The 23418-nt window shown below is 65.8% G+C and carries 22 protein-coding genes and 1 pseudogene; 7 read left to right on the top strand and 16 right to left on the bottom strand.

Annotation, left to right across the window (positions count from 1 at the left end; genetic code table 11):
• Positions 1-202: 202 nt before the first annotated feature.
• A complete protein-coding gene (locus OHQ90_RS32115) occupies positions 203-1183 on the bottom strand; it encodes a hypothetical protein (RefSeq protein ID WP_328403902.1) in 981 nt (326 codons plus the stop codon).
• 467 nt (positions 1184-1650) lie between these two features.
• Between OHQ90_RS32115 and OHQ90_RS32120 the strand changes: the two genes are divergently transcribed.
• Positions 1651-2523, top strand: coding sequence for an SAM-dependent methyltransferase (locus tag OHQ90_RS32120; RefSeq protein ID WP_328403904.1), 873 nt, complete (start codon positions 1651-1653; stop codon positions 2521-2523).
• Between the two features lie 43 nt (positions 2524-2566).
• Here the strand turns inward: OHQ90_RS32120 and OHQ90_RS32125 are convergent, their stop codons facing one another.
• From OHQ90_RS32125 to OHQ90_RS32135, 3 genes are all read right to left on the bottom strand, one after another.
• Complete coding sequence (locus OHQ90_RS32125) at positions 2567-3190, bottom strand: TetR/AcrR family transcriptional regulator (protein ID WP_328403906.1); 624 nt, start codon at positions 3188-3190, stop codon at positions 2567-2569.
• Between the two features lie 87 nt (positions 3191-3277).
• On the bottom strand, positions 3278-4102 hold the full coding sequence (locus OHQ90_RS32130; protein ID WP_328403908.1) for an ABC transporter permease: 825 nt from the start codon (positions 4100-4102) through the stop codon (positions 3278-3280).
• A complete protein-coding gene (locus tag OHQ90_RS32135) occupies positions 4099-4920 on the bottom strand; it encodes an ABC transporter permease (protein ID WP_328403910.1) in 822 nt (273 codons plus the stop codon). Before OHQ90_RS32135 ends, OHQ90_RS32130 begins: the two co-directional genes overlap by 4 nt.
• 98 nt (positions 4921-5018) lie before the next feature.
• Between OHQ90_RS32135 and OHQ90_RS32140 the strand changes: the two genes are divergently transcribed.
• Together OHQ90_RS32140 and OHQ90_RS32145 are read left to right on the top strand one after the other, a co-directional pair.
• Complete coding sequence (locus tag OHQ90_RS32140) at positions 5019-6425, top strand: APC family permease (RefSeq protein ID WP_328403912.1); 1407 nt, start codon at positions 5019-5021, stop codon at positions 6423-6425.
• A gap of 77 nt (positions 6426-6502) precedes the next feature.
• Complete coding sequence (locus OHQ90_RS32145) at positions 6503-7003, top strand: hypothetical protein (RefSeq protein WP_328403914.1); 501 nt, start codon at positions 6503-6505, stop codon at positions 7001-7003.
• 477 nt (positions 7004-7480) lie between these two features.
• On the opposite strand, the gene OHQ90_RS32150 is transcribed toward OHQ90_RS32145, so the two are convergent.
• Positions 7481-8782, bottom strand: a complete 1302-nt coding sequence (locus OHQ90_RS32150) for a TIGR03118 family protein (RefSeq protein WP_442941513.1) — start codon at positions 8780-8782, stop codon at positions 7481-7483.
• Positions 8783-8963: 181 nt separating this feature from the next.
• On the opposite strand from OHQ90_RS32150, the gene OHQ90_RS32155 reads away from it, so the two are divergent.
• Positions 8964-9461: a peroxynitrite isomerase gene (locus tag OHQ90_RS32155; protein ID WP_328403916.1), complete on the top strand. Its 498-nt coding sequence runs from the start codon at positions 8964-8966 to the stop codon at positions 9459-9461.
• A 224-nt stretch (positions 9462-9685) separates the two neighbouring features.
• Entirely contained in the window at positions 9686-10804 is a 1119-nt protein-coding gene (locus OHQ90_RS32160; RefSeq protein ID WP_328403918.1) for a BTAD domain-containing putative transcriptional regulator, read from the top strand.
• A gap of 72 nt (positions 10805-10876) precedes the next feature.
• Here the strand turns inward: OHQ90_RS32160 and OHQ90_RS32165 are convergent, their stop codons facing one another.
• The 5 genes from OHQ90_RS32165 to dxr all read right to left on the bottom strand — a co-directional run bounded on the left by OHQ90_RS32165 (position 10877) and on the right by dxr (position 17616).
• Positions 10877-12664 carry a penicillin-binding transpeptidase domain-containing protein gene (locus OHQ90_RS32165; protein ID WP_328403920.1) on the bottom strand — a complete coding sequence of 596 codons (1788 nt, stop codon included), beginning with the start codon at positions 12662-12664 and terminating at the stop codon, positions 10877-10879.
• Between the two features lie 64 nt (positions 12665-12728).
• Positions 12729-13592, bottom strand: coding sequence for a GNAT family N-acetyltransferase (locus OHQ90_RS32170; protein ID WP_328403922.1), 864 nt, complete (start codon positions 13590-13592; stop codon positions 12729-12731).
• Between the two features lie 58 nt (positions 13593-13650).
• Positions 13651-14808, bottom strand: coding sequence for a flavodoxin-dependent (E)-4-hydroxy-3-methylbut-2-enyl-diphosphate synthase (ispG, locus tag OHQ90_RS32175; protein ID WP_328403924.1), 1158 nt, complete (start codon positions 14806-14808; stop codon positions 13651-13653).
• A gap of 166 nt (positions 14809-14974) precedes the next feature.
• Positions 14975-16177, bottom strand: coding sequence for a M50 family metallopeptidase (locus OHQ90_RS32180; RefSeq protein ID WP_328403926.1), 1203 nt, complete (start codon positions 16175-16177; stop codon positions 14975-14977).
• Between the two features lie 299 nt (positions 16178-16476).
• Positions 16477-17616 (bottom strand): 1-deoxy-D-xylulose-5-phosphate reductoisomerase, encoded by a 1140-nt coding sequence (dxr, locus tag OHQ90_RS32185; RefSeq protein ID WP_328403928.1) that lies wholly within the window; start codon positions 17614-17616, stop codon positions 16477-16479.
• A gap of 86 nt (positions 17617-17702) precedes the next feature.
• Between dxr and OHQ90_RS32190 the strand changes: the two genes are divergently transcribed.
• Positions 17703-17972 (top strand): DUF2631 domain-containing protein, encoded by a 270-nt coding sequence (locus OHQ90_RS32190; RefSeq protein WP_328403930.1) that lies wholly within the window; start codon positions 17703-17705, stop codon positions 17970-17972.
• A gap of 179 nt (positions 17973-18151) precedes the next feature.
• On the opposite strand, the gene OHQ90_RS32195 is transcribed toward OHQ90_RS32190, so the two are convergent.
• The 3 genes from OHQ90_RS32195 to OHQ90_RS32205 form a co-directional block, all read right to left on the bottom strand.
• The gene (locus OHQ90_RS32195) at positions 18152-18445 is read right to left on the bottom strand and encodes a hypothetical protein (protein WP_328403932.1); all 294 of its coding nucleotides are present in this window, start codon (positions 18443-18445) and stop codon (positions 18152-18154) included.
• 8 nt (positions 18446-18453) lie between these two features.
• Positions 18454-18987 (bottom strand): RNA polymerase sigma factor, encoded by a 534-nt coding sequence (locus tag OHQ90_RS32200; RefSeq protein ID WP_328403934.1) that lies wholly within the window; start codon positions 18985-18987, stop codon positions 18454-18456.
• 356 nt (positions 18988-19343) lie between these two features.
• Entirely contained in the window at positions 19344-20273 is a 930-nt protein-coding gene (locus OHQ90_RS32205) for a LysR family transcriptional regulator (protein WP_328403936.1), read from the bottom strand.
• Between the two features lie 253 nt (positions 20274-20526).
• Here OHQ90_RS32205 and OHQ90_RS32210 point away from each other — a divergent pair, with 253 nt between their 5' ends.
• Positions 20527-20940, top strand: coding sequence for a DUF5997 family protein (locus OHQ90_RS32210; RefSeq protein WP_328403938.1), 414 nt, complete (start codon positions 20527-20529; stop codon positions 20938-20940).
• A gap of 323 nt (positions 20941-21263) precedes the next feature.
• On the opposite strand, the gene OHQ90_RS32215 is transcribed toward OHQ90_RS32210, so the two are convergent.
• The 3 genes and pseudogenes from OHQ90_RS32215 to OHQ90_RS39635 form a co-directional block, all read right to left on the bottom strand.
• The gene (locus OHQ90_RS32215) at positions 21264-22847 is read right to left on the bottom strand and encodes a serine hydrolase (RefSeq protein ID WP_328403940.1); all 1584 of its coding nucleotides are present in this window, start codon (positions 22845-22847) and stop codon (positions 21264-21266) included.
• Positions 22848-23026: 179 nt separating this feature from the next.
• Positions 23027-23098: a DUF397 domain-containing protein gene (locus tag OHQ90_RS39630; protein WP_442941514.1), complete on the bottom strand. Its 72-nt coding sequence runs from the start codon at positions 23096-23098 to the stop codon at positions 23027-23029.
• Between the two features lie 56 nt (positions 23099-23154).
• Positions 23155-23232, bottom strand: a pseudogene (locus OHQ90_RS39635) (DUF397 domain-containing protein); the annotation flags it as partial.
• Positions 23233-23418: the final 186 nt, after the last annotated feature.

The raw sequence follows: 23418 nt of genomic DNA on the forward strand, positions 1-23418 counted from the left end.
TCTGGTCCTGGCGAGGTGGCGACGCCGCGACGACACCCAGCCCGGCTATCGCACTACCGACGCCGCGGCCACTCACTCACCCGAGTGCCGTTGCAGTACTGGCGAGATCGAGTCGCTCTCGAGAGCAGCGCACATCCGCCTTCACATCCTTCGCCGGGTAATCCCGAGCCGAGTTGAGGTGCGGCGAGACAGACAGCACAGCTCAGGCGACCGAGACCGGTTCGGTTGCGGGCGTCGACGCGAACCGACGGGTGCGAAAAGTGCCGAGGGCGAGGACCGTTGACGCTGTGACTGCCCAGGCCAGCAGGATCGCTATCGGCCCTGCCGCACCGGCGCTGCCGAAGAACGCCGCCGAGCGCAACAAGGACGCACCGGCGCCCGGTGGAAGCAACTGGCCCAGCGCGCCCCACGGCCGCGGAAGCATCTCCGGGCCCGTCGACGCCGCCGAGAGAGGGTTGCCCAGCAACAGAAAGGTCAGGCCGGCGATGCCCAGGCCGACCCGCCCGGCCACGGCGCCGAACGCGACGATAGTGGCGGACACGGCGAACGAGATCAGCCCGATCACTGCTGCGAGAACGAAGTACGGGCCGGGCAGTAGCGACAGCCAACCTGCGACGATCGCCGTACTCGACAATCCCGCCGCTACCGCATAGGTCGCCAGCCCCACCAGGCGCGCTCGCATCCACGGAACGACAAGCGCGAGCAGATATCCGACCGCCAGGCTGGAAACAACCAGCGGCAGGGTCATGGCCGCGAAGCCGCCACCGTTCGGATCATCGGGATCGGTGCCCACCACGTCCTCGACCGATGCGGCCGATGCCCCCGATAGCTGCTGGGCGATACGAGTCAGTTGCTGTGCGACCGACGGACTCGCTGCCGACGCGATCAGCACATGCGGCCCACCGTCACCGCTCGGCGCGCCGGTGACGATCGCGCCGTACACTCCGCGGTCGGCAATCGCCTGGCGAGCCTCTGCCGCATCGGCGACGGTAACGATCTCGAACGCATCGGGATGGCGCCGGCTCAGGTGGGCGGCGACAGCGGCGGCCTGCGGGCCGGCGACGGCGACAGGTACGTCCCGTGGCTCGAGGTTGGAAGCGGGCCAGGCGAAGGCGATCAGCATCACTCCCTGAAGCACGGTGGCGGCCAGACCCACCGCGACCGCGCGCCGCATGACAGTCATTGGAACCCTCTCCATAAACCGAATCACTGTTCTTTTTGCTAAGTCAACAGTGGCAGCGTGATGACTCTCTGTCAAGAACGACGGTTCGTTTTATGTTGCCTACGTACCCCACGGTGTCGATGAGCGCCTGCCGTGCCGCCGGTTGGATCCCCGACGGGATCCAGGGGATGCCGGCACCCAAAGGCCGTCTCCCACATCACCAACACGGTGAACGCGGAGAGGCCATGGCCGCTGCCGATGCCGTAGCGAGTAGCGGTGCGTGCGGGGATTGTGCTCGTACGCACCGAACCTGGGCGCATGAGCGGTTGGCTGCCGATCTCGGCGTGACCGCGATGACGGTAGGCGTATGGCGCAAGCGGATCATCCGCCGCCATCAATCAGAATGATGATTCTGTTTGACAGCAGACACATCGAAGACAACGATGTAAACAGAATCACCAATCGTTTTGCTAGAAGGAGTGGTGGATATGACGCACGGGCGACGGGGAGCGGCGGCATTGCGAGGCATCGGGGCGACATCACTGGCAGTGGCCGCACTGCGGGCAATGGAGCACGAGCGCTCGGATCGGTTGTTCCAGGATCCGTACGCGCAGTGTTTTCTCGACGCGGCCGGTCACGGCTGGACCACGAGTCCGGCGGCGCCGGCCGGCGGGATGAGTCTTGTTGAGCTGATGGCGGGGCAGGTGGCGGTACGGACTCGTTTTTTCGACGAGGTACTGCTCGACGCTGCCGGCGATGTGTGTGTGCAGGTGGTGTTGCTCGCCTCAGGTATGGACACCCGCCCGTATCGGCTGGACTGGCCCAGTGATACGCGGTTGTTCGAGATCGACTTCGGCGCGGTGTTTGCCTTCAAACGCGACGCGCTTGTCGGCAGTGGTGCGGTGTCGCGATGCCCGCACATGGAGGTGGCGGCCGACCTTCGAGAGGACTGGCCGAAGGTATTGCGAGAGGCCGGTTTTCAGGTGGACGTGCCGACGATATGGCTGGCCGAAGGCATCCTGTACGCTCTGCCGGCCGATGCTGCCGACCTACTGCTGGCACGCATCACCGAACTGTCGGCTCCCGGCAGCGAACTGGCGGCCGACCACGCCGAGGACTCACCGCTGCTGCGCGAGGCGCGGGCAGCCATCTCGGACGAGCTGGTTCGACTGTGGCGCGGTGGACCCGCCGGCGATCTCGGCACCTGGTTCGGCGAACACGGTTGGGAACCTTTCATACGCGACATCCGGACGCTCTCCCGGTCCTACAAGCGGCCGGTGCCTCCCGCGTTCGAACCCGAACGTGATGGTACGGGTAGGGGCTGGCTGATCACGGCCCGACTTCGTGACGAATCGGCGTAAGCGGTCTCGGGGTCCTCGCCGCCCGGCCGAACACACCGACTGCCTACTCGTCTCCGCGCCGTGATCCCACGGTTTGCGGGGCGAGTAGCAGCGGGTGCACTCCCCTGCTGAATGCCTTCGCGCCGACGCCGTCCAGCAGTGCCTGCTGAAACAGGAAGGCGGGACCGAATGTGGTGAGCACGCGCGCGACGTCGCCAGGTTTCGCCGCCGGATCGAGCTGCCCCTCCTGCTGAAACCGCTTGACCAGTCGAACGAACTTCTCACGCATCGTGCGATAGCTTCCGGCGAGCGTCGCGCCGAGTATCGGATTGCGCACTGCCTCTGCCCACACCTGCACCACCAAGGCCGCGAACTCTCGCCGGGTGTCCTGTTTGTCCAACGCCGTGAACAGTCGTTCCAGAACCTCTGGAAGCGGCGGGAGGGCCTCGTTGTTCAGTATGTCGTCGAATCCGGCGGTGATCTCGGCGACGACCTCCTCGATGATCGCGGCAACCAAGGCTTCCTTGCTGGTGAAGTAGCCGTATACCGCGCCAGCGGACAACCCGGATTCAGTGAAGATGTCCTGCATCGACGTGGCCTGGAATCCCGAACGCGTGAAACAGCGTCTGGCAGCATCGATGATCTGACGCCGACGCGCATCGCGATAGCCTGGTGTGAGACGTGGCATGCGACCAGTATAGAGAACATATGTTCCGTTTGTTCGAATCGCACTACCGGCGCCGCGGCCCCCACTCACCCGAGTGTCGTTGCGGTGCTAAGCGCGGCTGGCGCGCCGGTACCCGAGCGCGGCCGGGATCGCGAACACCACGATCGCGCCGACCGACCAGGCAATGGTCGCCAGTAACGGCGTGCGCACGGGGCCGCCGAGCGACAGTCCGCGCATCGCATCGATGGCGTAGGTCATCGGTTGGTGCTCGACGATCGGTTGCGCCCACGCCGGATAGGCGGTCAGCGGCACGAACCCGGTGCAGAAGAACATCATGAGCGATGATCCCAGCGAAACCGCCTCCACCAGGGCGGCTTTCGCACTGAACACCGCTACGGCGGTAACCACCGTCGCGAACGCGAGCCCGAACAGCATCGGTACACCGAACAGCGCGAAACCGGCCGCCACCCCGCGCTCGAACCGGAACCCCAGCGCCACACCGACCGCGAACAACACCAGCGTGCACGACAGGATGCGCACGCCCTCGGCCACGATCCGTGCCGCAAGCCCCGAGGCGCGGTGCACCGGCAGCACCCAGAACCGGGCCAGCAGTCCTTGGTCTCGTTCCCTGCCGAGGGTGATGGCGCCGGCCACCGACCCCGACATCACACCGACCAGCGCGACCATCGGCACCGATCCGTACAGCGCACTGGAGCCGGCGAACGACGAAATCTGACGACCGAGAACAGTGTTGAGCATGATCAGCAACAGCGCGGGGAAGACAAGTGACTGGACGACGGTCAGCGGATCTCGCCGCCATCGCATCAGCAGCCGTTTGGTCTGAATCATCGTCTGCGGCAGAAACAGTCGCCAGGTCTCGGTGGCGCCTGCCACCTCCGTCAAGGCCACCACCTGCGTCGGCGCGGTGGTCATACCGACCTCCGCATCGCCACGATCGTGGCCGCACCACCGAACACCACGGCAAGACCGAGCGCCCACGCCAGCGGCGGCCCGAGCGTCGACCAGTCCACCGCGCCCGCATTGGGTGTCGAGTCACTCGCCAGCGCGCGCAACCCGTTGACGAACTGCGACACCGGCTGGTTACGCGCGAAACCCTGTATCCAGGCCGGGAATTGGTAGGCGGGCGCAAAGCCCGTCGACACCATGCCGAGGATCAGCTGCGGGAGGATCAGCGCCTGGGCGGTCGCCTCCGGGCTCCTGACGAGGCTGCCGAGCAGGTCGGCGCCGAGACACAGCGCCAAGGAGATCAACAACGCGTAGCCGAGGAAACCCAGTGTGTGCCACCAGCCTCCATAGAATCTGAACCCGATGACATGTCCGGAGACCAACGCCGCCGACAAAGCGATCAACGCCCGATACAGCGCCGCGGTGACCCGCGCCGCCAGCGGCGTCACCACGGGCATCGGCATCGACCCGAACCGCTCATCGAGGCCGTCCTCGGCGTCGGTGGCCGAGCGGAAGGCGGCCGAGATCGCACAGAAGGCGGCCGCCTGCATCACGATCATCGGCATCAGGAACTGTGCATAACTGCTCAGCCCGTGGCCGTAGACGGACATCACCAGATTCAGCGGCGTGTAGAAGCCGAGGGTGAACAGCGTCGGCGCCAGCACCGCGGTGAACAGTTCACCGTTGCGCCACAAGGGCCTGATCACCCGCCGAGTCAGCACCCACCACTGCGCTACCGGTGCGGTATGCGGTCGCGGCGCGCCGACCAGCCGATCGCTGCTCATCTGCACACTTCCATCGTGCGTGACACTCGCGCCTCGCGACGGCCAACACGACGCATAACCGCCGACTAATTTGCCGGCCCAACGGGTACATATCAGACATGGCCAGCACCGACGCCCAATCCGGTACGACACAGGAACCCAGTCTGAAGCGGGTGATGGGACCGGGATTGCTGCTGTTGTTCGTCGTCGGAGACATCCTCGGCACCGGGATCTACGCGCTCACCGGCAAAGTCGCGAACGAGGTCGGCGGCGTGGTGTGGGTGCCATTCCTCGTCGCCTTCCTGATCGCGCTCCTGACCGGCATGAGCTACTTGGAGCTGGTCACCAAGTATCCGCACGCCGCGGGCGCCGCGCTCTATACCCACAAGGCCTTCGGCATCCAGTTTCTCACCTTCATGGTCGCGTTCACCGTGATGAGTTCCGGAATCACCTCGGCCGCCACCGCCTCGCGCGCCTTCGCCGCAAACTTCGCCGAAGCCTTCGAACTCGACCTCGGCACCGGTATCGGCATCACCCTGATCGCGCTGGCTTTCATGGCCGTGGTCGCGGCCATCAATCTGCGTGGCGTGAGCGAGAGCGTGAAACTGAACGTCCTGCTCACCTGCGTCGAACTGACCGGACTGCTGATCGTCATCGGCATCGGACTGTGGGCCCTCGGGTTCGGCAACGGCGACTTCGGGCGCATCACCGAGTTCGAGACGGGCAACCGCACCGCACTGGGCGGCGTCATCGTGGCCACTACGCTGGCCTTCTACGCGATGGTCGGCTTCGAGGACTCGGTCAATATGGCCGAGGAGTGCAAGGAACCGAGCCGCATCTTTCCAAAGGTCCTGCTCAGCGGTCTGATCATCACCGGGACGATCTACGTGCTGGTCTCGATCACGGCGGTCGCGCTGGTCCCCACCGACCAACTCGGCGCGGGCGATACTCCGCTGCTGAAGGTCGTCGAGATGGGCGCGCCCGGCTTCCCCACCGATATCTTCGCGTTCATCACAATGTTCGCGGTTGCCAATTCGGCGCTGATCAATATGTTGATGGCCAGCCGACTGCTCTACGGGATGGCCCGCCAAGGTGTGCTACCGCCTCCGCTCGGCCGCGTGCACCAACGGCGGCGAACGCCCTACATCGCCATTGCTTTCACCACCGTGCTCGCCCTCGGGCTGATCGCGTTCGTCGGCGAGGTGCCCGAACTCGGGGGCACCACAGCGCTGTTGCTGCTCGCCGTCTTCACGGTTGTCAATGTGGCGGTGCTGGTGTTGCGCCGAGACACTGTGTCGCACAAGCATTTCCACACGCCCACCGTGCTGCCGGTCATCGGCGCGGTGGCCTGCGGATTCCTGGTCACCCCGTGGACCGACCGCAACCCGCAGCAGTACACGATCGCTGGCGTACTGCTCGCCATCGGCGTCGGACTGTGGGCGCTCAACCACTTTGCGATCCGGCGCCTGCACACCGAGCTCCCGGCCGAGGGCGCGCCGAGGCCCGACGACGATCGAATTGTGTGACGTTCGAGTCGATCACGACGGGTCTGTCCGAAATCGTAAGATGACGACCGACCAGGGTATCGGTAATGTGAGCCGCGATGACCAGCATGGAAGCCCGATTCCGTGACGCTGCCCGGACCGTGCCCCTCCCCAGCCCGTGGAACCTGTCCGCCTATCTGGCGAGTGTCGCCGCACACCGCGGCCGTTCGATCTCGCTACACCCCGTACCGGCCGGGATACTCGCGGAGACCGGCTGCCGTGGCAGCGGACTGTGGGTCGCACGCAAGCACGACGACATCATCGTTTACGACGCCGACACCTCGCAGCGCGATACCGATCACATCATCCTGCACGAGGTGGGGCACATGCTGTTCGGGCACGGCAAGGACGACTCCGATCCCACAACCCCGCTGCCACCGACCCTGGCCACGCTACTGCCCTCGCTGTCGCCGGTATCGATCCGGCATATCCTCGGCCACAGCGACTTCGGCACCGAACGCGAACGTGACGCAGAGGTGTTCGCGGATATGACAATGGTGTACGCCACGCTGCCACAGCGAAAGAATCGGTCTTTCCGGCTGTTCGGCCGCAACCGCTGAGCGGCGGCCTCGCCAACGTCACCCACAGATCGATCGACCGCACCAACTTCGGCCGCCGCCGCTCGAGCTTGTCCATCTCGGACACCGGCGTCCGCTCACGAATCTCGTGTAGCTGAACCAACTCTCCGGCCGCGTCCCAACATCGGATGGTCGTCATGCGGCAGCCCACGGCACGCTGCGATCAGCCGATCCCGACCGGGGAGCATCCGATCATTGTCCAGAAATCCCATCACGGCCTCCTGTCGTCACCGAACCACGCCAACGCCGGGAAACTCGGCCGCAACGCCTAACCCGCACCTCCCGACCACACGCCCCCCGATCATCCTCCCATCACCGGTACCCGTACCGAACTGAACACCCAGTGGCAAACATTGAGTAACTCCCGTCGCCGCGTCCAGTTCGCCGAAGCGTGGAGCGGGTGGCCCAGGTACGACAAAGGCGGCTCCCGTCGATGGTCGGGAGCCGCCTTGTAGTGGGCTACTTCAGGCGGAGTTTGCCGAAGAGGCCGTCTTTTTCGTCGTCGGGGCCTGCCGTGAAGTACAGGGAGTTGGCATCACCGAGGCTTTCGCCGTTGCCGAACATCAGGGCCCACAGACCCTCGATTTCGACGGGCTTGCCGGTGGCGTCGCGCAGGTAGTCGACGAACTTGCCGGTGGTGTCGTCGTAGGCGAGGACGTGGCCCGCGCCGCCGAAATTGCCGACGAGGAGCTTACCGCTGAGCGGGCCGAAGTCCGCGGGGGCCACGGTGACAGCCCACGGGGCGTTGAGGCGGCTGCCGTCGTCGAGGATGCGGACCAGCTTGCCGGTCTCGTCGAACTCGGCGACCTTACCCTTGCCCGGCTTGCCCTTGGCGGCCTTCTCCTGATCCTTGTCGAGCGAATCCTCTTCGCCCGCATCGAACTTGGTCGCGTCCTGCTCGTCGGGCTTGGTGGCGGCGTAGGAGACGAACACCCGCTTGCCGACGGTGGTTACATTGAACGGGGCCGGGTCGCCCGGCTTGGCCTTCTTGCCCTGGTCGGGGGCGGCCGAGTTGATCTGGTCGCCGGTGGCGAACGGGTTGGCGAAACCTGCGGTCGGGATCAGCTGCCAGTTCTGGTCGAACGTGCGCACCTGCGGGTCGGCGCCGAAGTCGGCGGCGAGCAGCTTGTCACCGGAGGGTGTGAGCGCGATGCCGAAGAACTGCATGCCCTGCGGCTGGCCGTCGAACATCAGGTTGGCCGGGCCATCGGCTCGGATGATCTGGCCCTCCGCGCCGAGTTCGGTCCAGGCCGCGATCTTGCCGGAGTCGGTGGCGAAGATGAACCGCGACGAACCGGTCAGCAACTGCGGTGCGCCGTCCACCTCGACCGGCTGGTCACGCACGACGAACAGGTCGGAGGTGATCGGTGCGCCGTTGAAGACGACACCGGTGGTCTTGCCGATGCTGTTGTCGGAAGTGTCGGAATCGGCGCCGGGAATGGTGACGATCTTCAGCGGATCCTGGAACAGCTTCTGCACTTTGGGGTCCGAGGATGCGGTCACATCGCCGACGAACTGGAACGATTTACCGCCGCCACCGACCCAGAAGTGACCGCCCGCGCCCTTCGGGCGGTCGGCAAGCCCCCACGCGTTCACCATGTCGGAGAAGGTGAACTCGGCCTTGTACTCGGCGTTGTTGGCGGCGAGGTTCGTCTGCGTGTAGTCATTGCCATCGAGGGCAGGCACTTCGTCGTTCGACTTCGAATCCGAGCATGCGGCCGCGACGACCAGCGCGGCGCCGAGTACGGATACGCGCAACAGACCTTCACGGGTCCGCGATCGCCACGCACCGTTTCGGCGCAATTCACTCCAGCGTCTGTTCAACTTGTTGTCCTTTCAGCCGCACGCCACCCTCTTGGCGATTAGGCGATGCTAACCTTAGCCTGACGGAATTTGGGGAGTATCGGAACACCCCGCCATTCGCAGGTTTAGGCTGTCCGCCGTGGTCGAACCCCAAACCCCCGTCGCCCCTCATCCCGATATCGCACCATTGGCCCCGCTGCTCGGCACATGGCGCGGACCGGGGCACGGTGAATATCCGACCATCGAGCCGTTCGACTATGTGGAGGAAATCAAATTCGGCCATCTCGGCCGGCCATTCCTCACCTATCGCCAACGCACCCGCTCCGCCGACGGCAGCAGGCCGATGCACGCCGAAACCGGTTATCTGCGCTGTCCGCAACCGGACCGGGTGGAGTTGATCCTCGCCCACCCGACCGGCATCACCGAAATCTGCGAGGGCGCGCTGTCGGTCACCGACGGCGAGGTACACATAGAACTGGACTCGACGAGCATCGGCCGTAGCAGCACCGCGAAACTCGTGACCGCGCTCGGCCGCTCGATCCGGCTGTCCGGTGACACCATCGACTACACGCTGCGGATGGCCGCCGTCGGCCAAGACTTCCAGCACCACCTGGCCGCAACGCTGCACCGGGCCTGAGGCGCGGTCCGGTTCCGGGTGGCATGCGGCCGCGGGTCGATCACGGAATGCTGCCCGCTTCAATACTTAACATGATTGGCACACAACAGATTTCGGATGCACAAGGACCGTTTCCGGGTCAATGCGTATGCTGGGACCGATCGCACGGCGCTCGATGCGTGCGAACAGCTCCGCGCACTGAGTGATTCGGAGGCGAGAACGTGGCGGCTGCGGGTATCGGACGAGTGACACTCGATCTACGGGTGCTCGGACCGGTGCGCCTGCTCGTCGACGGTCGCGCGATTGCGCTACGCGGCGCCAAACTCCGCGCCCTGCTCGCAATGCTGGTCATCAATCGGCGCAAGGCCGTGGCGAAAACAACTCTGGCCAAGGGAATTTGGGACGAAGGTCCACCGAGCCGGTCGGTCGATGGCCTCTATGCCTACGTGTCGAATCTGCGCACCATACTGCGCGGAGCCGGGGTGGACGACCGCACCGTCTTGCGCACGGTCGGCGACGGATACCTACTCGACATCAGCGAAGACCAGTGTGATGTCGGCCGATTCGAACGCGCGCGCAACCAAGGGACACTGGCCCTCAGCACCGGCGACCTGGAGACCGCGGCGCAGTGTTTCGCACGCGCGCTGTCGGAATGGAGCGGCGAAGCCGTCGCCGGACTGCGTGTGCTGCGCTTCGCCGACAATTTCGCCACCGATATGGACGAGCGCAGACTGAATGCGATGGCCGACCGCCTCGACGCCGACATCGGTTGCGGGCGTGAGGGCGCGATCCTGGGCGAGCTGGCCGCCCTGACCGCCGAACACGCCGTGAACGAACGACTATGGCGGCTATTGATCACCGCGCTGTACCGCAGCGGGCGCCAGGCCGACGCGCTGGCCGCTTGTCTGCGCATTCGCCGCAATCTCGCCGACCAGCAGGGTATCGACCCCGACCCGAAAACGGTCGCACTGGAGGATGCGGTCCGCAGCCAGCAGACGCCGCCGACGCTCCCCTCGTCGCCTGGCGCGACGACCCGGGACCTGCCCGATCTCCGCCGCCAGGCGTGGCTGCGGGTCGGGGACGACGAGCCGATCGCCGTCCCGGCAGCGGGGCTGCGCATCGGCCGCGATCCGGACAACGACATCGTGCTCGACGACTCGTGGGTCAGCCGCAAGCACGCACGCATCCTGGCCAGGCCGGACGGCATGTTCATCAGGGACCGGGATTCGGCCAACGGGGTTTACCTGAACGGTTCCCCGATCGGCGCCGACACCGCCCTCTCCGACGGCGATGTGATCAGGATCGGATCCACCATGATCCAGTACGAGATGCCCGACCGCAGGACCCCGAAACCACCTCGATAAATGTGAGCTCCGGCACATATCAAGCCCCTGATGTGGGGCCGGGCCACAGCTATCGGTGTCGGCCAACGAGTGTCAGTACCCCGCGGGCAGCACCGTGAACATATCGCGGGTGACCGCTACCGCATGGTCGGAGCTGCCGCCCCTGACCAGTAACGTGGCGAAGGCTATATCGCCTCGGTAGCCGACGAACCACGAGTGCGACCCACCGTCGACCTCGGCCTCTCCCGTCTTGCCGAACACCTCGCCCTGGTCGGCGATCCGTTCGGCGGTGCCGCCGGTGACCACCTTGCGCATCATCGTCCGCAACCCGTCGATCACCTCGGGTGCGATGGCCGGGCGTTCGCCCTCGATCGTGGTGGTGCGACCGGCGATCAAGTACGGCACCGGCGCCGACCCGTGCGCGATCGTCGCTGCCATCACCGCCATCCCGAACGGGCTCACCACCACCTTGCCCTGGCCGATTCCGTCCTCGCTGCGCTGGATCAGGTCGTCCGACAGCGGCACCGAACCCGAGGTGGTCGGCAGCCCGGCGATCGTATAGCCGGGTCCGACGCCCAGTTTCGCGGCCGTCGTGTGCAGTGCGTCACCCGGCAGCTCGCTGGCCACCTTCGCGAACGAGGTGTTGCAGGAACGCTCGTACGCGGTCGCCATCGGCACCTCACCGAGAGTGAACAGGTTGTAGTTGGGAATCGTGCGCTCCCCGACCACAATTCGGCTCGGACAGGGCAGCAGTGTGTCCGGCGTGGCCTTTCCACTCGACATTGCGGCGGCCGCGGTGACCGTCTTGAAAACCGAGCCGGGCGGATACTGCCCCATGGTCGCGACCGGGCCGTCCTGGTCAGCGGCCTTGTTCTGCGCGACCGCGAGAATCGCGCCGGTGGAGGGGCGCAGCACCACCATCATGGTCTGCTCGGTGCGCGCATCCACCGCGCGCTGCGCGGCATTCTGCACGAACCGGTCCACGCTCAGCGAGAACGACGGCGCCGGCTGCGAGGCCACCTCGGTGAGCACATCGGTGTCGGCACCGTTGGCGTTCATCGTGACGACGCTCCACCCCGCCTTGCCGTCCACCTCGGCGATCACCGTCTTGCGCACCTGCGCGAGCAGATCCGGCGCGAAATTCCGGTCGATGGCGACCATGTCCCATTGCTGGGTCACCGTCACACCGGGCAATCCGATGAGGTCCGCGCTCACCTCGTCGAATTCGTTCTCGCTCAACAGCGCAACGGTATAGGCGCCGTTGGTGGATCTCGCCGCACCCAGGATGGCCGCCGGGGTGAGCCGCTCGTCGAACCGATGCAGCGCCGTGGCCAGTGACGTCGCCACGAAGTCCTGGTCAGAGCTGGCAGTCGCGGTGAACAGGACACGGGAGACTTTGCCGGGCACCAGCACGTCGCTGCCGGACTGCTCGTTGACCCTGGCGCGGGGCGCGGGGTTGGCACGCAGGGCCATGGTCTGGGTGTTGCCGAGCTTCGGATGGATATCCGAGGAAGTCCAGCGCACCATCCAGCGCCCGTCGCTGCGCCCCATCTGCAGCTGGCCGGTGTAGCGCCAGGTCCGGTTCTTGGGCAGCAGCCACTCGTAGGTGTAGTCGACAGTCGCGGTGTCGCCGGTAACCCTGGCCGCGCCGGTGTGCGCGATCAACTGCGCGGCTTGGAGCTGATCCCATGCGGAACTCAGTGCGGCGGTTGCCTTCTCGGGTTGGCTGGTGAGCTGTGCCGCCGTGTCGAGGTCGCGGCTCGAGAAAGCCGAGACGAAAGCATCGGCCGCGGGGACCGGCCCCTGCGGGCGCGCCGAACAGCCGGTTCCCGCAGCGGCGAGCACCGCGACGGCCAGCGGGATGAGCATGCGAGTCGACATCGGCACCGATGGTAATAGCCAATTGCGAGCAAACGCCTGTGGCGCACCGACGTTCGGCCGAAGTTCAATCGAGCAGCACTGTGGCGAAGGTAGCGATCTGGCGGAAGCCGACCCGGCTGTAGGCCCGGCGGGCAATGTTGTTGTAGTCGTTCACGTACAGGCTTGCGGTCCGTCCGGAGGCGACCACCGCATTGGCGACCGTTGCCGTGCCGCCGGTGCCGAGCCCCGCGCCGCGGCGTTCTGGATGCACCCATACGCCCTGGATCTGGCCGGTGCGCCGAGACAGCGAGCCGACCTCGGCCTTGAAGACGACCTCGCCGTCCTCGAACCGCGCCCACGCCCGACCGGAGCTGATCAGACTCGCGATCCGGCGACGGTAGCCACGACCGCCATCGCCCGCACGCGGGTCGACGCCGACCTCCTCGATGAACATGGCGATGGCCGCGTTGAGATAGCGGTCCAATTCGTCGGGCCGGACCCGGCGGACCTCGAGGTCAGCGGTCGCGATCGCGGGCTGGCCGAGTGCGAGCAGCGGCTGCTCACCACGCACCTCCCGCTCCGGTCCCCAATGCGAGGCGAGCATCTCCCACAGCGGCAGCGCCAGCTCTCGACGCCCGACCACCGAGGAGCACACGCGTGGCCAGCGCACTGCCCGATCGGCGAAGGCGCGCAACGCGTCCTGATCGCCACGCAGCGGCACCATGTTCGCACCGGAGAAGCACAGCGACTCCGACGGGCCGCCACGACTCCATAGCTCGCCCAGCCCGCTACCGGTTTCCAGACCGAACTCCTGCAACCGCGCGGCGACCATGCACGAGGCGACCGGATCGGTATCGAGCACTCTCAGGACCTGTGCCAGATCCCGGTTCGCGAGCTGACGCGCGGGGGCAAATTTCGCCCGTCGCGTCGGCTCCAGCAGACTCCGCACGAATGACAGCCTGCCACGAATCGGGCAGATGTGGTATGCCGATGCCGAATAGCAACACCTAGCCGACCGTGACGACCGGTTCCCCCGCACCCGCGTCCTCGCCCATCTGCTCGGCCAAGCGCATGGCCTCCTCGATCAGCGTCTCCACGATCAATGCCTCCGGCACCGTCTTGATGACCTCACCCTTGACGAAGATCTGGCCCTTGCCGTTGCCGGATGCGACGCCGAGGTCGGCTTCACGGGCCTCACCGGGACCGTTCACCACACAGCCCATCACTGCGACGCGCAGCGGCACTTCCATGCCCTCCAGCCCGGCGGTCACCTCGTTGGCCAGGGTGTACACATCCACTTGGGCGCGGCCGCAGGACGGGCACGACACGATCTCCAGCTTGCGCGGGCGCAGGTTCAGCGACTGCAGGATCTGCCCGCCGACCTTGACCTCTTCCGCGGGCGGTGCGGACAGCGACACCCGGATCGTGTCACCGATGCCGTCGGCCAGCAGTGCACCGAACGCCACCGCCGACTTGATCGTGCCCTGGAATGCCGGGCCTGCTTCGGTCACACCGAGGTGCAACGGGTAGTCGGACTGCGCGGCGAGCTGCCGGTATGCCTCGACCATGATCACCGGGTCGTTGTGCTTGACCGAGATCTTGATATCGCCGAAGCCGTGCTCCTCGAACAGGCTCGCTTCCCACAGCGCCGACTCGACGAGCGCCTCCGGGGTCGCCTTGCCGTACTTCTCCAGCATCCGCTTGTCCAGCGAACCGGCGTTCACCCCGATGCGAATCGGAATGCCCGCGGCGCCTGCGGCTTTCGCGACCTCGCCGACGCGACCGTCGAACTCTTTGATGTTGCCGGGGTTGACACGCACCGCCGCACAGCCCGCGTCTATCGCAGCGAAGATGTAGCGCGGCTGGAAGTGGATGTCGGCGATGACCGGGATCTGGCTCTTGCGCGCGATGGTGGCGAGCGCGTCGGCATCCTCCTGGCGGGGACAAGCCACACGCACGATGTCGCACCCCGAGGCGGTCAGTTCCGCGATCTGCTGCAGGGTCGCGTTGATGTCGTGGGTCTTGGTGGTGGTCATCGACTGCACCGAGATCGGATGATCGCTGCCGACTCCGACGCCGCCAACCACCAACTGGCGGGTCTTGCGACGTGGCGCGAGGACGGCCGCAGGTGCGGTCGGCATCCCCAATCCGATTGTGCTGGTCACTTCCGGCTGCCTACTTTCGTGCGTTCTGGTGAGCCGTTCGCCTACCGAGCTTAGTCGCGCGGCAGCCGCTGACCCTGTGACGACCATGACATGTTGCTGTCCCCCGGTCCCCGCGACAGGGTACCGCGTCAGGGCGAACAGCTGAAGTGGGTCGGCGGTGTCGACGTCAGGGGAACAACTTGATGGGGTTGATGATGTCGGCGACCAGGGTGAGCACCATGTACGCACCGCCGATCACCACTGCGACGTAGGTCACCGGTAGCAGCTTCATGTAGTCGACAGGGGCACCGGGCGCGAGGCCCTTCAGGCCGCGGATGGAATTGCGAAGCTTCTCATACAGCACGACGGCGATATGCCCGCCGTCCAGCGGCAGCAGCGGCACGATGTTGAATGCGCCGAGGAAGAAATTCAGACTGGCCAAGACCAGAATGAACAGGTTCCAGAGCCCACGCTCGGCGGTCTCGCCGCCGATCTTGCTCGCACCGTAGACGCTGACCGGGGTTTCCGGGTCACGCTCGCCGCCGGTCACCGCGGTCCACAGCGCCGTCACCTTCTGCGGCATCTGAGCCAGCGACTGGAGCGTGCGCACGAACATGTCGCCGGTGAATGCACCTGCGGCCGGAATCGCAGCCAGCACATTGTATTTCACGGGTTCGTAGTACTCGGAGCCGACGCCGACCGCGCTCACCTCACGTCCGGGCCCGCCATCGGCCGGATAGCGCGTCACCCGCTCCGGGTTGACCGGAATGGTGAGAGTCTGCCCGTCACGTTCGACGGTGTAGGCGAACGGTCCGTTCTGCTTCTGGGTTTCGGCCTGGAACTCCGGCCAGGTCTTTACCTTCACCCCGTTGACCGCGGTCACCACATCTCCGGTCTGCAGGCCGGCCTGCTGTGCCGGGCCGGCGCCGCTGCACGCCTGCAGCGTGCCGTCCACATTCTGCTGCGCGACGCAGCTCATCTTGCCGATGGTGGTGGCGGGCGGCTGATCGAAGCGCGGCAGACCCCAGCCGATAGCGAGGATGACCACCAGGATGAAGCCGAGCAGGAAGTTCATCGCAATGCCGCCGGACATCACCACCAGGCGCTTCCAGGTGGCCTGCCGGTACATCGCCCGGTCGAGATCCTCCGGCGCCAGCTCATCCAGCGCGGTCATGCCCGCGATATCGCAGAAACCACCCAGCGGCAGCGCCTTGAGGCCGTACTCGGTCTCACCGCGCCGGAAGGAGAAGATCTTCGGGCCGAAGCCGACAAAGTAGCGACGCACCTTCATGCCGGTCGCTTGCGCGGCCCACATGTGCCCGCATTCGTGCAACGCGACCGATATCGTGATGCAGAGGGCGAACAGCACGAACCCCAACGCGAACACCATGTGGTTTACAGCCCTCCTGCATTGCGCAGCTCGCCTCGATGAAATGCGACCGCAGCCGCGAGTACCGCACGCACGCGTCCGGTGGTGGTCGCGAGCACTCCGACAACAGTAACCGGACCTCGACCGACCCTCACGGCTCAGTCTGCCAGGCCGCCGTAACGCGGCGCGCCCGATCCCGTCGAACCTGCGCCCATTGCGGATGCACCGACCTGCCTGCGCATCCCGAGTTGTCGGGCGTCGGCCCGCCTGCCGGACCGCTCGGCGCGGAGCGCGTCGGCGATTGCCTGGAAGTGTGTCGGTCAGGCGTGGACGAGCGCCCTGGCATAGTCCCGCGCCCAGGTGTCGGCAGCCAGCACCTCGTGCAGCGTTTCGGGTTCGGCGCGCCACTGTTGCGCCGCGTCGACCGCGCGCGCAACGGTGCGCACGATGTCGGGGAAGCGAATGGCGCCGTCCAGGAAGGCTTGCACCGCAACCTCATTGGCCGCGTTGTAGACCGCCGTGACGCTGCCGCCCGCCATGCCCGCCTGCCTGGCCAGTTCCACAGCAGGGAACACCGCGTTGTCGACCGGCTCGAATTCCCACGTCGATGCGGTGCTGAAATCGCAGGCCGCGGCGGCGCCGGGCACCCGATCCGGCCAGCCGAGCGCCAGTGCGATGGGCAGCTTCATGTCCGGCGGGCTGGCCTGCGCCAGGGTGGAGCCGTCGGTGAAGGTGACCATGGAGTGCACGATCGACTGCGGATGCACAGTGACGTCGATGCGGTCGTAGGCAATGCCGAACAGCAGATGGGTTTCGATCAGTTCCAGACCCTTGTTCACCAGCGACGCCGAATTCAACGTGTTCATCAAACCCATCGACCAGGTCGGATGCGCCTTCGCCTCGGCGGGGTTCACCGATTCGAGCATTTCGGCGGTCCAGCCGCGGAACGGACCGCCCGACGCGGTCAAGATCAGGCGGTCGACCTCGTCGGCCCGACCTCCGCGCAGGCACTGCGCGAGCGCCGAATGCTCCGAATCGACCGGAACGATCTGGCCGGGGGCCGCCGCACGCGTCACCAGCGAGCCACCAGCAACCAGCGACTCCTTGTTCGCCAACGCGAGCCTGGTGCCCGACTGCAACGTGGCGAGGGTCGGCTCCAGGCCGAGCGAGCCGACCAATGCGTTGAGCACCACATCGGCCTCGGTGCGACGCACCAGCTCGGTCACCGCACCCGGACCACCGAGGGCGAGGTCGAGCTGCTGTGCCGCGGTCGGGTCGGCGACAGCGACATTGCGAGTGCCGGTCGCAGCCATCTGCGCGGCAAGCAACTCGGTGTTGCCACCGCGGGCGGCCAAGCCGACCACCTCGAACTTATCGGGATTGGCCGCGATCACCTCGAGCGCTTGGGTCCCGATGGAACCGGTGCTGCCGAGCAGTAGGACTCTCACAATGTCGGACACGGCCCCATTGTGGCAGGGCCTGCTGGCTACGACGACCGGTCGTATGCCACGATATCGACAAGTACTCGACCCACCAAGGAGCGATCGTGGCCGCCACGGAACTCGAAACCACCCACAGTGACAGCGGCGTCCTCACCCGTGTGGATACCGCCGAGGTTCCGTCCGCCGCCTGGGGTTGGAGCGGCGAGTCCCGCCGGACCTTCCGTGCCGCAGGCTGGATCGTCGCGTTGATCCTGCTGGCCATGACCATCGGCAACCACAAAGGCCGGGTCGAAGACGTCTTCCTCGTCGGCTTCGCTGTTGCCATCGCGGGCATTCTGATCCGCGACTCGATTCTGCGTCGCAAGCCGCGCTAGTTCCGCGCCGAGGCTGTTGCCGTCGTCGCCAACTGCGACGACGCGCCATAGTGACATTGCATCGAGGTGCGGGCGGCCACGGTGCCCCCCATCGAAATGCTCTGCCCCGCAGAGCAATAGGAGCCGGAACCGGCAGCCGCTACCCCGACACGGACAACCCGCGTCGGGGTCCGGCTGGATCATTGCGATACAGGACCCTCGCCGCCCGCGCGGGAACCCGCGACCGTCAGTTCACAGCGGCCGTCGACGCAGGACCGTTCCAAACGGCCCATCGAGATGGTTTGAGCCAACCCGATCGCCCAGCAGGTCGGGCAACCACGCAACGCAACCAAGCCGACCGGTGCCAGTAGCAAGCTGATCGGTCCCGTCAGCGGTAGCAACGCCACCGAGCCGATCAGGGCGCCGAATCCCATAGCCCCGCGGGCCAAGTGACGGGGCACCGACCTGCTGGAATAGCTCGGCTCGGCGGTCATTCTCGGCCTCACATCGGATCCTGCAATGTGTGATGCACGGCGGACCTGGCGCGGTGCAGCCGCGATTTCATCGCCGCGGTGCTGAGGCCGAGTAGATCGGCGACCATGCGGCCGCTGTAGCCCTGTATGTCACGCATGATCAGCACGCGTCGTTGTTCGCCCGGCAGCGCCGCAATGGCCGCCGCGACCCGCTCGGCTTCCAGGCGATGCATCGCCACGTCCTCCGCAGACACCGTGCCTTCGTCGAAGACCGGTTCGGAGCGGCGCGACATCAGCCGCAACTGGCGCAGACATTCGTTGCGAACGATCCGAAACATCCACGACGCCAGGGCCCCCGACGCGCGCAACGTCCCGATCTTGCGATACAGGATGATCAGCGCCTCCTGCGCAGCATCCTCGGCGTCCTCCGGCGTAGCACACAGCGAGTAGGCGAACCGCCGGACATGCGGATGCGCCCCCGACACCAGGGCGGTGATCGATTCGGTATCCCCCGACTGCGCCGCAGCAACCAGATGCTCATCCGGCCAGCGCACGTCAGCCACGGGACCGCCCCCGCCTCCGCAGCACGGCAACACTGCACGCACAGACCGCAAGCACACCAACGACAATGGCGGCAATAATCACGACAACCTCCCGATCTCGTGCCGACGGTGTTGCCGACACAAGTATGAGAGACATAAGCGGTCGGAAAGGATTCTCATCCGATCACCGGCTCGGTGCTGATCAGTACCCGGGTATCGTTGGAACAACGCATGGGGGCGGCCATGACCGCGGCTGTTCGAGCACTCGGTCGATGGCTCAACGGGCGAGTTCGACTCTGTCGCAGGCCAACTGCTCGACCACCATAGGAAGCCCCGCCGGGCGACCTCGTACTCGGCAACCGACTGCACCGAGCGCGTCAGCGCCCCCGGCGCTTGGCGGGCTTCTTCTTGGAGGGGGTAGGGCGCCCACCGGTGGCTCGTTTCGGTGGTGTCTTCTTGGACTGCTGCGCCGGCTTGCTGCGCGCGGCAGGCGATCGCGAGCTTCGTTCCGAGCGGCCGCGGACGATCCCCACGAACTCTTCGACCAGTTCGGTGGTCCGATCGGTAGGCCAGGCCAGCACGATCTCGGTAACGGGGACGTCGGTGACTGTTCGGTATACGAGGTCGCGGCGGGTATGCAGGCGGGCAATCGAATGCGGGACGATAGCGAAGCCGCCCACTGCCGCAACGAGCTCGATGGTGCTTCCTGCCGCATCGATATCGGTGGCGTCGTGCTGCTGTTCGTCGGCCAGGTCCGGCGTGCTCACCTGCTCGAACACCGAGAGCGGATGGTCTTTGGACACCACGGCAACGGGTAGCTCGCGGTAGAGCGAAATCGCGCTCATGCCGTCCCGGTCGAAGGGCAGGCGAACGAAGCAGAGATCGACGCGCCCGTCATGCAGCGCCGCCGACTGCTCGGCCGCCGCGATCGCGACCACTTCGAGCGGAGTATCCGGGAATCGTTCACCCCAGATCCGGGTCCATTTGGACACCGTGACGCCGGGCACGAAACCGACACGCAGGCCAGGCGCATCCGTGGCGACCGGCGCTGCGGCGCGCTCATCGGCGCGAGCGATCAGCTCCCGCGCCTCCCGCAGCAGTTCATGTCCGTCGTCGGTCAGCTGCGTCGGCTGTGCCCCCGGCACGAACAGCTTGGTCCCGAGTTCGTGCTCCAGATCGATGACCGTCTGGCTCAACTTCTGGCGCGCGATGTTCAGCGACTTCGCCGCCCGCGCGAAGTGCAGTTCTTCGGCAACCGCAACAAACCAGCGCAGCCGCGCTACGTCGATGGACTCGAACCGGCTCATTCGGTCAAGGGTATTGCCCGACCTGGTCACGACCTGCGAGCGGGGGCAGACACACAGCTGTCCGGCGTACCCTCCCGCGCGCAACGGACTCCGGACGAACTGCTCCCAGTGGCGCGCATCGGGCGATTGCCGAGGACCGGCGCAGGTTCCAGACGAACCGCACCGCCTGCCGACCTTCGGACAGCCACCTCACCTTCGCTCCGGAGCAGACTCCGAACGAACTACCTCCGACGACGCCCATTAGGCTGTATCGGTGAGCCCGGACAAGAAACCGCAGACCATGAAGCCGCTGACCGCGGCGAACAAGCTCGGCATCTATCTTCCGGCGGCGCCCGAAGAATTCCGGAACTCGCCGATCTCACGTGCCGACCTCGAAGAGCTCCGCACCAATCCCCCGGAATGGCTGACCGAACTCCGCCGCACCGGCCCCTTCCCCCGCGACGTGGTCGCCCGCAAACTCGGCGTCTCCAACACCGGCCTCGCCCGCGCCGACGTCTCCGATGCCCTCACCACCGATGCAATCGCCGCCCTGCTCGCTGACCCGCCGGAGTGGCTGATCCGCGAGCGCGAAAGCTACGCCGCGGTGCTGAAGGAAAACGAGCGCATCAAGGCGCAGCAGGCCGAGCGGCGTGCGGCGACGAACCGGCCTGCGAAGAATTACCGCTAGAGAGTCGGTCGGACTCAGCGGACTCCTCTGCCTGCGGGCTGCGTCGGCAGGCGACTTGCAGCTCCCTTGGTGACCAGACTTGCGCCATCCAACGTTGCGCACGTGCCGGTCACAGGAAAGATGGGAAAATTCAAGCTGCGCAAACTCCACCCAGGCCGCGCTTATTTGAGATTGAATCAAGAAACTCAACTACGTTCGCCAGTAGTTGAGCTTCCCGCCGCAAAAGCAGGGGCTGGGCACCGACCCGGTGCCTAACCGAAGAACGCGTCCGTGACCTCTCGACCAGAGGTTCTCGCGCCTCGCGTACCCAGAACAGACGAACGTCATCGCTTGAACGTCCCGAGTCCGTCCTCGTCGAAATACTCGAGTGTGAGCGCGTCGGCCGTGAACGTCGCCTTGGAGACGGTCCCTGGCGGGGCGTTCTCGTCACTCAGCGTGAAGACGAACGTGTCTCCGTCCCAGTGTTTCAACGGATAAGTCCGTCCGGCAGGACCCAGTGCAAGCACCAGCGTCCCGCCGGCATCCGACACCACGGCGGGTCCCCAATAGTCGTTCGCATAGGTCCCGGCATAAGACACAAGTGGTTGCGGCGCAGCCGGATTCGCAGGCGACTGTTTGCCGACCAACTCCCCCTCCGGCTCAGCCATGCCCGCGAACACATGCTGGTAGAGCGCACGCCAGTCTTCGCGCACCTTGCCATATTGCACGAGATCGGCGAACTCGGCGGTCAGGGTTTCCGGAACTCCGATCGGCGCGGTGTTGGTCAGCGCGACAATGGCCACGTCGGCCGACGGTATCACCAGAAAGTTGGTAGCCGCCCCCAACGAGAAAGCGCCCGAGTGACTATAAGTGACGCGACCAGCCGAGGTACTGGACACGTTGAACCCATACCCGTAGAAACCCGCGCGCGCATCGGGCGCGGTCGGCGGACCCGAGATCACTTGCGGTGTGATCGCAGGCAATAGCGCCGACTCGGGCGCAATCACCTTCCCGCCGATCGCACCAGTGCCGAGCATCATGGCAAGCCACTGCGCCATATCGCGCACCGAAGAGCTGGCTCCGCCCGCAGGTGCCTGCGCATCCGGATTTCGCACCGCCTGCGCGACCCAATCCCCATCGACCGACATATGCCCGACCGCCCGATTAGATCTCGCCTTGTAATCATCGAATCGGGAACTGGTGGAGCTCATCCCGAGTGGGGTGTAGAGGACGTCGGCCGACAGCTGGGCCCACTCGGCGCCTGCGGCCGCTGCGACGGCTTCGGCTGCGGCAGTCAAGCCGAAGTTGGTGTAGTGGTATGTAATTCGAAACGGATCGAGCGGGTCCACTCGCAGTTTGTCGAGCACTTGCCTACGGTCGTAACCCAGGTCCTCCAAGCGATCACCCGCATGGTCGGGCAGCCCGCTGCGATGCGCGAAAAGGTCACCGATCGTGACATTCGCGGTGACATACGGTTCACGCAACGCAAACCAAGGCAGCTTCGACACGACCGGCGTATCCCACCCGACCGATCCCGCCCCCACCTGATGCGCCACCACGGTCGCCGCAAGCGACTTGGACACCGATGCAAGCTGAAACACCGTGTCGGAATCCACTTTATCGTCGTGCCCGACTTCACGGACGCCGAAACCCTTGCTGTACACCGTCTTCCCGCCATGTACGACAGCAACTGCCATACCCGGAATCTTGGTGTCCGCCATCAACGACTCGACCAGGCCGTCAAGTTTCTCCACAGCAACTTCTACGGCACGGTCTGGCAGCGCGAGGCCAACAACCTGGTCAGGCGCGAGATTCGCCGTCGTCAACGTGGCACTGCCTGCCCCGTCGATGGCCGGCGAGCTGCAGCTCACAAGGAGCGCGACCGCGGGAAGAGCGATCGCTCCGAACCACCGGCTACGACGCGTCATGGATCATGACGGTAGTCCGCGAAAGCCTCTCAAGTGAGTCGTTCGTGGCACACCACAGCACAGCTCCAGCAAACACACGATGTAGCCCAACCCCAGAGACCCCCGCGCACGTGGTCTAAGCGATGGCGGCTGGGTCTTCTCGAGGTAGATCGGCAGGGCCTCTTCGCCCACATGGAGATCTACGAACGCTCGAACTCGCCATGCTGAGCCCCACCAATGAAGGCGTCCCATTCGGCAGGCGTGAAGACCAGCGCAGGGCCGCTCGGGTTTTGGAGTTACGAACGCCAACCATGCCGCCCTCCAGATGCGCGACCTCCACGCAATCTTGGCCCCCGCCGCTGTGGCTGCTCTTGAACCACTCTGCCCCGGATAGGTCAACGCACACGCTCGAACTCCTTCGCTACTTCCCGCACCAGGTCTCGACTGAGTCGTACATCCAACGCGGCTTGCATCAACGTCGGTCAGCGAGACCGTGGCATATTCGCCCGGCAGTCGCATAGCGCCGAACAGATCCGCGATTGCGCCTTGCTGCTCGGCGTCCAGCGGTCCCACCCGCATGCGCTGCACCGAC

It is taken from the genome of Nocardia sp. NBC_00403 (genome assembly GCF_036046055.1).
In the GTDB taxonomy this organism is placed as follows: Bacteria; Actinomycetota; Actinomycetes; order Mycobacteriales; family Mycobacteriaceae; genus Nocardia.

Bases quoted from the DNA above. Each gene is read 5' to 3' on its own strand.
- OHQ90_RS32115 (WP_328403902.1), bottom strand. From the start codon at position 1,183: ATGACTGTCATGCGGCGCGCGGTCGCGGTGGGTCTGGCCGCCACCGTG.
- OHQ90_RS32120 (WP_328403904.1), top strand. From the start codon at position 1,651: ATGACGCACGGGCGACGGGGAGCGGCGGCATTGCGAGGCATCGGGGCG.
- OHQ90_RS32125 (WP_328403906.1), bottom strand. From the start codon at position 3,190: ATGCCACGTCTCACACCAGGCTATCGCGATGCGCGTCGGCGTCAGATC.
- OHQ90_RS32130 (WP_328403908.1), bottom strand. From the start codon at position 4,102: ATGACCACCGCGCCGACGCAGGTGGTGGCCTTGACGGAGGTGGCAGGC.
- OHQ90_RS32135 (WP_328403910.1), bottom strand. From the start codon at position 4,920: ATGAGCAGCGATCGGCTGGTCGGCGCGCCGCGACCGCATACCGCACCG.
- OHQ90_RS32140 (WP_328403912.1), top strand. From the start codon at position 5,019: ATGGCCAGCACCGACGCCCAATCCGGTACGACACAGGAACCCAGTCTG.
- OHQ90_RS32145 (WP_328403914.1), top strand. From the start codon at position 6,503: ATGACCAGCATGGAAGCCCGATTCCGTGACGCTGCCCGGACCGTGCCC.
- OHQ90_RS32165 (WP_328403920.1), bottom strand. From the start codon at position 12,664: ATGTCGACTCGCATGCTCATCCCGCTGGCCGTCGCGGTGCTCGCCGCT.
- OHQ90_RS32180 (WP_328403926.1), bottom strand. From the start codon at position 16,177: ATGGTGTTCGCGTTGGGGTTCGTGCTGTTCGCCCTCTGCATCACGATA.
- OHQ90_RS32195 (WP_328403932.1), bottom strand. From the start codon at position 18,445: ATGACCGCCGAGCCGAGCTATTCCAGCAGGTCGGTGCCCCGTCACTTG.
- OHQ90_RS32205 (WP_328403936.1), bottom strand. From the start codon at position 20,273: ATGAGCCGGTTCGAGTCCATCGACGTAGCGCGGCTGCGCTGGTTTGTT.
- OHQ90_RS32215 (WP_328403940.1), bottom strand. From the start codon at position 22,847: ATGACGCGTCGTAGCCGGTGGTTCGGAGCGATCGCTCTTCCCGCGGTC.